Genomic DNA, 6,000 nt, shown 5'->3' on the forward strand with positions numbered 1-6,000 from the left:
TTCCCCCGCTTTATGTTTAAGTTGATCACAAAATTAATATTCAAAATATTAATCGGGAATCATATAAATGAAAAAAATAAATTTTTCTATCGATAAATTAATAATATTTAATCTTTTATTATTTAATGAACAATAAAATACAGTAATATTCAAAATGATACTTTTAAAATATCTTCGATCAGCGCCTAAATATATTATCTTAATTTGTATTATTATTTTAGGATACTTTTATTTAAGTCAAGATAATGAACAACTTACTCAAACTTCTTTTTTAAAAGGATCAGAAAAGACAATTGGAAACCCCGTTCAAAGTCCGAAGTCACAATTGATAGATTATGCAAACCAACAAGACGTAAATCAACAAAATGTGGTATTGCATTCAGAACCAATCGCATCACAATTTTATGAAGAAAATGTGCCGGTCTATTCCGGTGCTATACAGGTCACAAGTGGTGTGACCTTTAAAATGATCACGCTTGTAGATGATGGATGGAGAAAAAAGATTATCCGTGATATCCGCTTATATGGTGTGGAAAGCTGTGAAATGAGGCAATTTGCCTCACGCAACGGAGTTAAGTGGCCTTGCGGTGCTTTTGTTACGGCTTGGCTTGTTTCAAAAACAATTGATAAAAAGGTTACTTGTCGGCAAGCACGTGTCGTTCAACAGGTTCATTATGCACAATGTTTTGTAGATGGGGTTGATCTGGCGCGGTTGGGGCTGGCAGAAGGGTTGATGGTGTTGACAAAAGATCAGCATCACTTTCCCTCCCCAGCAGACTATAAAACCCTACAATCTGCTGCTCAAAAAGCACAAAATGGTTTATGGTCGAGCCAATTTCAACAACCAGAAGATTGGCGAAGAGATCATGGAAGCTATAATCCCATTGACCATAATTAATATTGACCATTATTGATAAAGCGTTCTCTCAAGCGCTATTTAAAAGTCAAGACAATATTCTACTGCAAATCTTATCAGAAAAAAGTTAATTATAATCCACACAGTCCTTGGTGGACAACGCTCGTTATGGAAATTTGTTGTGTTTAAAGCTCGCTTACGCATATAGGTTGCTCACTACAGCGCTATGGGAGAGCGCGTTTCCTTCCCCTAAACAAAATAGTCATTGTAACAAACATGAGTGTTCAGAAAAATATGAACACATGCAAACTACTGATGTGACCTTTGGTTCTGAAAAAGGCTTATGAAAATATAGAGAAAAGGTAAAACTGAAAACACCTTGCCTTCAAAAAACAACCAATTGCTTCAAATCAAACCAGAATTTTTAATGCAAGTTTTGCCTTATGTTGTTATGTTCATGAAATATGGGTTGCAATCTGAAAGAGAGTGTAGCGGTTCTATGGAATTTTTATCCAAAATGAAGGGGATTTTTTTTCAGGCTTTTGAAGAAGCTAAAGAGACTATGAGGAAAAAAATGTGCTTTCTTTTGCTATAAAAGAAAGCACACTGAGGGGGGAATTTAGAGTGACAGTTTTACATATTTTACTTTGAAAAGCGGTCTTTTTTATCTTTTTTCCACAAAAAATAAGTTGCAAGTCCGAGAATGGGAACACCCAATTTGGCAAAAGGGAGATGTTGACTGAGAGCTGCAAGGCTGGAAACGGTCGCATCTGTCATGAGTTTGTGGCGTTGTTCTTCTGTCTTTTTTTGTTGGTCATAGCGTTGATAAGTTTTGAGAACGCGACTGATAATAAGACCTAATCCCGCAAGAGAAAGACAAATTAAAAACATGATACTGGCGGCAGCAAGAGGCTTCATAACATAACATAACGCAATAAAACCGATGGTACATAAAAAAAGCAAAGACATGAAGAATGAAATGCCAATAAACCCATAGAAAATTGCTTGAAGGCGTACTTGCTTGACTGTGCTTTTAAGCCCTCCACCGACAAGATGGTTTAAAAGAGGCGCGATAAACTTATGCATTGCTTAACGACGTAGTAATTGAGAAAGAATAAAACCAACCCCTGCGGCAAACAAAACGCTTTTGCCAGGGTTTTTGCGAACGCATTGGTTCAGAGTTTGTTCAAGATCACTGATTTTGTCTTTTGCCTGAGACATCATGTCTTCACCACTTTCTTTCGCTGAGTGATATAGTTTTTCCGCTTTGTCTTTGGCGGCGTTGAATTTGTTTGCACCAAGATCTGTTAGGGTTGAGGTAATCCCTGAAATTTCAGTGCGTAACGTTTCTAATTGTCCTTGTAGGTCTTTTTCTACGGCTGATTTATCGTGCTGTGTTGTTTTATTATGGGCCATGGTATTTTTCCCTCTTGATTCATTATATTTGTATTGGTGTGTTCATAGTGATCATTTGCATTGGAGTGAAAATTTTCACTGCTTGAGTAACGCCAAAAGCTTTTTTTGGTTCCTTTCATTTTGTTGAATTTAAAACTGTTTTTGATAAAATAAATATTTCCTATATGATATGCTTTGTCTGTAAAGGGTCGCATCTGTTGAGAATTGTCTTATGCTTTTGCAGTAATTTAGCACCATTCTTCAGTTTCTCGTGGCGCAGTTTTTTTATAAAAGTTTTTTAAAAAGCGTGTTGAGGTTTATTTTTTAGGCTTGTGACAGGTAAAAAACATCGTTGTTGCGATTTTGCGGCAGAAGTACTGTCATTTTTATGCTTTTGAAGCAAAGAAAAAGAAAAGAATATTGCGGCTCTTTGCTCTCTATGTATTTGGGGGCAACACGCGCTGCCCATGATACTTTTGGTCAGTTTAAGATATTGCGATAGTTCTTTTTTTAAAACGTAAGGTATATTTTTATTTTAGGATAGGAGAGGTACTTCAGTGTAGGGGTTGTTAGAGATGTGCATATCCTTTTCTTCAAGAGTTTTATGATATTTTTGCTGCTTGTTTCATGTAAGAAAATATTTTGTTGGATTTAAAAGAGCCGCTGAAATGAGAAAAGCTTTGCGATATGAGAGATTTATTTGACAGGAACGATGATAAATTATTCTTATAAATTAAAATATTATATGCGATACTTCTTGTAAGTTTATCATTTTGCCTAATTTATGCAATAAATTGATTGGGTAAGATAAACTTGTTGAATTGTTAGAGAAAAATTTCTTGAGTAATTTCTTTAGAATTAAGAGAGAGAGCTTGTGAAATAAAACTATACTTGATTTATCAAGTTTTCTTTCTTAAGAGGAATACACAAGTGACGTTAAAAGGGTAGTGGCATTTTGGAACAGTGATGCTATGCGGGGTGACGATCCAGCTCATAAATAAAGATAAGAGCACAAGAATGTGAGATAAAAATGGAATCTAAAACAGTCCCTTTAGATAAAACAGTCCCTTTAGATAATATGTCTTCTGTATTGACAGTGCATGATTTTTCTCCTCTTTCTATGTTTATGGCTGCTGATTGGGTGGTGAAAGCCGTTATCATTATTTTGTTACTTGCTTCACTTGTGTCTTGGACAATTGCTTTTGTGAAAATTGTCGAGATCACTTTGGTAAAACGAAGAGTACGTCATGAACTTCAATTGGTTCTAAATGCTCAGACTCTTACGCGTTTGGCAGCTAGCTTGAAAGAAAGCAAAGGAGCTGGTGTGTTTTTTCTCAAAGAAGTCCTTAAAGAGGTGTATCTTTCTGCACAACAGGTTCATTTTTCTGCTCCTGAAGGGATAAACGAAAGCTCTGGTGAAAAAAACAGTACAGGGGAAAGTGCACAAACGATTGAAGATATTCTCTTTTATGAGGAGAGCAATCAATATGAAGATGTTTCCCGCGATGTTCGCGATGCTAAGGCTCGTGATGTTCATGAAGGTTTAAAAGAAAGGGTTCATTCACTTTTGTCACGCTGCTTGCTGGCTGCTACACGCCGTGTTGCATGTGGAAGCGCTGTTCTTGCAACTATTGGCGCAATTGCTCCTTTTGTTGGTCTTTTTGCAACTGTTTGGGGAATTATGAATTCTTTTATTGGGATTGCTCAGTCTCAAACAACGCGACTTGATGTGGTGGCGCCTGGAATTGCTGAAGCCTTATTCGCAACGGCTGTTGGGCTTTTTGTGGCTATTCCCGCTGTTGTTATGTATAATAGCCTTATGCGTGCTTTGAGTGGTTATCGTAGTGATTTAGGTGATATCGCTGCTGCTCTTGAAAGGCTCTTGAGCCGTGAACTTGATAGACAAAGACAACAGAAAAGTCATAAAAAATGAAAGCAAGCCTTAATAATGATTGGGATATAGACGAGAGTGGGTTGCAAAGCGAAATCAATGTGACCCCTTTTATTGATGTTGTATTGGTGTTGCTTATTGTTTTTATGGTTGCTGCGCCTTTGGCAACATCTGCCATTTCCGTTCAGCTTCCTTCTATAACTCAAGCACCTTCAGTGGTTCAGTCTGATGAACCTCTTTATGTTACGTTGCAAAAAGATCGTTCTCTTTACATTGGTGATCATCTTGTAGAACAAGCAGCTTTGAGAGACGCTTTGTTGAGGGAAACTACGCAAAATTTAGAGACAAAAATTTTAATCAAAGCGGATAGCGAAATTGATTATGGTGCTGTCATCGATTTATTAAATCAAATACGCATGGCTGGATATCATAAAATCGGTCTTGTCGGATTGCAAAACTCTACCAATCTTGTCTCAAGAGGTGAGATCAATAATAAAACAACAGGGGTAGCGAACGCTGCTGTCGATGGAGCGGGTGGTAACGTTGTGGGGCATGTGGATGCCGTAACAACGGGCACTGCGGGAAACGCTAATATTCCAGCCGATGTCTCTGATCAGTGATAAAAAACAGCCTTTGTTGCAGGAAGCAAAGCATATTACTCAAACTCGTAGAGTGAAATTGATGAGGGTTCCGTGGATTTATTAAACCAAATACGCATGGGTTTGATATTACGTAGGGGTTTGATATTACGCAGGGGGTTCATATATTGAATCGGTTTTTTTAGGATTAAGCTCTACTCATCTTGCCGCAAGAGGTGTGATCAAGAAAACAGCAGAGGCGATTGTTGTGTGTCTTAATACATCTTAAAGCCCTTTTTGCGGCGGTGTTCATAAATGGTATATAAAAAGCAAGTAAAATAAAATAGTTATGTCTAATATGGGGGAATAGGTGAATCTTGATTCTATTGAGTTTTTTTGCCTCTATCCCTCATCTTTTTGAAGCTTTTTTATCGCCTCTATAGCTAACCTTTTACGGTCTGCGCTCTTTGTGTAAAGAGATGCCATAGCATCATTTGTCCAGCCAAAAATTGCTTTGAGTTGTGATACTGTTGCACCAGAGTTAGCTGCGCGTGTTGCTGCTAATTTTCTTAATCCATGCGCCGATTTTTTAATTCCAGCAGCATTACAAGCGTCTCTAAATGTATCGCCAAAGCTTTCTTTGGAGAGTTTTTGATTAGTTTTACTACAGATGAATGTTTCTACTCCAATAGGACCATCTTCAAGCGTTTTGGCTAATTCCGGTAAAATAGGTAGAAAGACATCTGTTTGGAATTTACTTTTCTCTGTTTTGAGATGAATAATATTGTCTTTGACATCTTTCCAGCCAATGCGAACCGCATCACCACGACGTAAGCCCGTATACAAAAGGACATCAATCCAGACACGTTCATGGGTACCATGGGACCATCTTTGATAATATTTCTCAACATCTTCTTCTGTCCAAACAGGAAAGCCGCTTTTATTTTTAAGAGGAGGTTTTTTGACGCCTAAAGTTGGATTATTTTCCAAAAGACCTTGATCAATTGCCCAATTAAAAAGTCCATTAAGGGCTTTCAGAAAGTTTCTAGCCATTGCTGGTGTTTCTTTACGCCGTTCAACACCGGCTATGATATGTTTCTTTTCAATTGCTTGGTATGGAATATTTCCTATGGAGTCGCATATCTTCATAAGAATGTATTCTTTTTGTTTCTTTGTAGTATTAGAGTAGCTATGCCAATTAGAGCTGTTAAAGTATTGTTTAAGCAGCCATGCAAATGAACCTTCAACAAGTTTACCAGTTTTTGATTTAGGAAGTATAA

At 37.3% G+C, this 6,000-nt stretch carries 6 protein-coding genes; 3 read left to right on the forward strand and 3 right to left on the reverse strand.

What is annotated here, in order from left to right; all coding sequences use genetic code 11:
- The first annotated feature begins 154 nt into the window (after positions 1-154).
- A complete protein-coding gene (locus ACFIJL_RS03785; protein WP_375622668.1) occupies positions 155-898 on the forward strand; it encodes a nuclease in 744 nt (247 codons plus the stop codon).
- A 600-nt stretch (positions 899-1,498) separates the two neighbouring features.
- Here ACFIJL_RS03785 and ACFIJL_RS03790 read toward each other — a convergent pair.
- Both ACFIJL_RS03790 and ACFIJL_RS03795 read right to left on the reverse strand, forming a co-directional pair.
- Positions 1,499-1,942 carry a hypothetical protein gene (locus tag ACFIJL_RS03790; protein WP_375622670.1) on the reverse strand — a complete coding sequence of 148 codons (444 nt, stop codon included), beginning with the start codon at positions 1,940-1,942 and terminating at the stop codon, positions 1,499-1,501.
- A gap of 3 nt (positions 1,943-1,945) precedes the next feature.
- Positions 1,946-2,272: a YqjD family protein gene (locus ACFIJL_RS03795; RefSeq protein ID WP_375622672.1), complete on the reverse strand. Its 327-nt coding sequence runs from the start codon at positions 2,270-2,272 to the stop codon at positions 1,946-1,948.
- A gap of 1,009 nt (positions 2,273-3,281) precedes the next feature.
- Here ACFIJL_RS03795 and ACFIJL_RS03800 point away from each other — a divergent pair.
- Positions 3,282-4,184 (forward strand): MotA/TolQ/ExbB proton channel family protein, encoded by a 903-nt coding sequence (locus tag ACFIJL_RS03800; RefSeq protein ID WP_375622674.1) that lies wholly within the window; start codon positions 3,282-3,284, stop codon positions 4,182-4,184.
- Positions 4,181-4,762 (forward strand): biopolymer transporter ExbD, encoded by a 582-nt coding sequence (locus ACFIJL_RS03805; RefSeq protein ID WP_375622676.1) that lies wholly within the window; start codon positions 4,181-4,183, stop codon positions 4,760-4,762. Before ACFIJL_RS03800 ends, ACFIJL_RS03805 begins: the two co-directional genes overlap by 4 nt.
- Positions 4,763-5,122: 360 nt before the next feature.
- Here ACFIJL_RS03805 and ACFIJL_RS03810 read toward each other — a convergent pair.
- The coding region (locus tag ACFIJL_RS03810) for a tyrosine-type recombinase/integrase (protein WP_375622678.1) at positions 5,123-6,000 on the reverse strand (878 nt) is incomplete at its 5' end.

The organism is Bartonella sp. TT119HLJHH (genome assembly GCF_042193385.1).
Classification (GTDB): Bacteria; Pseudomonadota; Alphaproteobacteria; order Rhizobiales; family Rhizobiaceae; genus Bartonella.

What these genes read in the sequence shown, in the direction of transcription:
- ACFIJL_RS03790 (WP_375622670.1), bottom strand. Translation starts at nt 1,942, where the DNA reads ATGCATAAGTTTATCGCGCCTCTTTTAAACCATCTTGTCGGTGGAGGG.
- ACFIJL_RS03795 (WP_375622672.1), bottom strand. Translation starts at nt 2,272, where the DNA reads ATGGCCCATAATAAAACAACACAGCACGATAAATCAGCCGTAGAAAAA.
- ACFIJL_RS03800 (WP_375622674.1), top strand. Translation starts at nt 3,282, where the DNA reads ATGGAATCTAAAACAGTCCCTTTAGATAAAACAGTCCCTTTAGATAAT.
- ACFIJL_RS03785 (WP_375622668.1), top strand. Translation starts at nt 155, where the DNA reads ATGATACTTTTAAAATATCTTCGATCAGCGCCTAAATATATTATCTTA.
- ACFIJL_RS03805 (WP_375622676.1), top strand. Translation starts at nt 4,181, where the DNA reads ATGAAAGCAAGCCTTAATAATGATTGGGATATAGACGAGAGTGGGTTG.